The 2,542-nt window shown below is 69.6% G+C and carries 1 protein-coding gene and 1 pseudogene; both read left to right on the forward strand.

Annotated elements, in window-relative coordinates; genetic code table 11:
- Nucleotides 1-994: pseudogene (locus Q0U08_RS19745) on the forward strand (UxaA family hydrolase); the annotation flags it as partial.
- The gene (locus Q0U08_RS19750; RefSeq protein WP_298093495.1) at nt 991-2,442 is read left to right on the forward strand and encodes a mannitol dehydrogenase family protein; all 1,452 of its coding nucleotides are present in this window, start codon (nt 991-993) and stop codon (nt 2,440-2,442) included. The pseudogene Q0U08_RS19745 and the gene Q0U08_RS19750, both read left to right, overlap by 4 nt.
- The last annotated feature ends 100 nt before the right edge of the window (nt 2,443-2,542 follow it).

Here is a 2,542-nt window from a genome sequence, read left to right on the forward strand (position 1 = left end):
GCATCCACGCCTTTCATCATCCGTTCGGCTGTTCGCAACTGGGCGACGATCTCGCGGACACGCGGCGCATCCTGGCCGCGCTGGCCGATCACCCCAATGCGGCCGGCGTGCTCCTGGTCGGGTTGGGGTGCGAGGAGAATCAGCTCACGGACTTGCTGGCTGCCATTCCCGCCGGGCGCCGCAATGTCATTCGCCACGTCGCCGCCCGGGCAGCACACTGCTCGACGAACTGGTCGAGATGGCGGCGACCGCGCAGCGTACCGCCGTGCCCTTGTCCAAGCTGGTACTGGGGGTGAAATGCGGTGGCTCGGACGGCCTGTCCGGTCTGACCGCGAACCCGGTGGTCGGCCGGGTCACCGACATGGTGACCGGCAGCGGCGGCGCCACGATCCTGACCGAGATTCCGGAGATCTTCGGTGCCGAGCAGATTTTGATGAACCGCGCCACCGACGATGCGGTGTTCGGCGACACCGTCGATCTGGTCAACGGGTTCAAGCGCTATTTCCTCGACCATGGCCAGCCGGTGTCCGAAAACCCTTCGCCCGGAAACGTGGCCGGCGGCATCACCACACTGGAGGAAAAGTCGCTGGGCGCGGTGCAGAAGGGCGGCCACGCACCGCTGACCGACGTCATCCGCTATGGCCAGCGCACGACCAAGGCCGGCCTGACGCTGCTGGAGGCGCCGGGCAACGACGCGGTGTCCGCCACCGCGCTGACCGCGGCCGGTGCCACGATGATCCTGTTCACCACCGGCCGTGGCACGCCGCTGGGCTTTCCGGTGCCCACCGTTAAGATCGCCTCGAACAGCGTGCTGGCGGAACGCAAGGCGCGCTGGATCGACTTCGATGCCGGGCAGGCCCTGGAACACGGCGTGGACGGCACCGCCGACGCGCTGCTTGACACCATGATGCGGATCGCCTCGGGCGAGCCCACCTGTGCCGAGCGCAATGACGAGCGGGAAATCGCCATCTGGAAGCGCGGGGTGACGCTGTGAGGCAGTTGTCGGCCAGCACGCTCGCCGATGTACCCGCGACGGTCGCGCGGCCGCGCTACGACCCCGCCACGATATCGATCGGCGTCGTCCATTTCGGGCCGGGCGCGTTCCACCGGGCGCATCAGGCCGCCTATTTCGACGCGCTGCTGGCCGATGATCCCCGCTGGGGTATCGCTGCCGTGTCGCTGCGGACGCGGGGCGTGGTCGATGCGCTGGCGGCGCAGGACGGGCTTTACAGCCTGACCACGCTGGAGGAAGCGACGGCCGCGCGGGTAATCGCCGCCCACCGTGCCTGGCTGGGGCCGGATGATGGCGCCCGCACCCTTGCGCTGCTGGCGCAGGAAACGGTCCATCTCGTCACCACCACGGTGACCGAAAAAGGCTATTGCCTCAGCGGCGACGGACGGCTGGACATGCACCACCCGGACATCGTCTCCGACCTTGCGGCGCTGGCCGCGCCCGTGCCGGCTTTTCCCCGCAGCGTGATCGGCTGGATCGTCGCCGGTGCGGCGGCGCGGGGGGCGGCCGGTCTCCCGCCATTCGCGGTCCTCTGCTGCGACAACATGCCGGGGAACGGCGATCGCCTGCGCGCTGCGACGATCGCCTTCGCGCGGCATCTGGATACCGGGCTCGCCGACTGGATCGCGGCGCACTTCGCCTTTCCCAACACGATGGTCGATGCGATCACCCCGGCGACGGACGAGGCGCACCGCGAACGCGCCGCGGCATTGCTGGGCATGGAGGACGCCGCGGCCGTCCAGCGCGAGGCGTTTTCGCAATGGGTGATCGAGGACATGGCCCTGCCGGGTGCGCCAGCCCTCGACTCGGTCGGGGTGGTGCGCACCGCCGATGTTGCCGCCTATGAACGCGCCAAGTTGCGGATGCTCAACGGCGCGCATTCGGCACTCGCCTATCTCGGCATCGCGCGCGGTCATGTCAGCGTCGCCGACGCGATGAGGGACGGTCCGCTCGCCACCCTGGTGGAAGCGATGGTCCGCCAGGACGTCATCGCCACGCTGGTGCCGACGCCCGGGCTGGATAGCGCGCGCTATGCCGACGACATCTTCGCGCGCTTCCGCAATCCCGCCATCCACCATCTGTTGCGCCAGATCGCCTGGGACGGGTCGCAGAAACTGCCCTACCGCATCCTGGACACGCTGATGGACGCCCGCGCATTGGGCCGCCCCATCGACCGGCTGCTGCTGCCGGTGGCTGGATGGATGCGCTTCGTGGCGGATACCACGCAGGGCGGCGGGACGCTGGTCGATCCGCTGGCCGATCGCCTCGCGCACATCGCCGCCACCGCTCCCGACCGCCCGGCGCTGATCGACGGCCTGTTGCGGGTGGAACAGATCTTCCCCGCCGCCCTTGCCGACGATGCCGCCATCCACCGCGGGCTGGCCACGGCGATGGACCGGCTGGACGGTAACCTGGCACCGCCCAGCTGAGGGCAGGCGGTCAGGGCGTATCCGTCATCGGCCTTGCGCCCGGCGTCGCTTCGTCCCCCGTCGGCGTCAGGCGCACGTCGAAGGCGACAGGCTCCAGCAC

The organism is uncultured Sphingomonas sp. (assembly GCF_946477935.1).
Lineage (GTDB): Bacteria > Pseudomonadota > Alphaproteobacteria > Sphingomonadales > Sphingomonadaceae > Sphingomonas.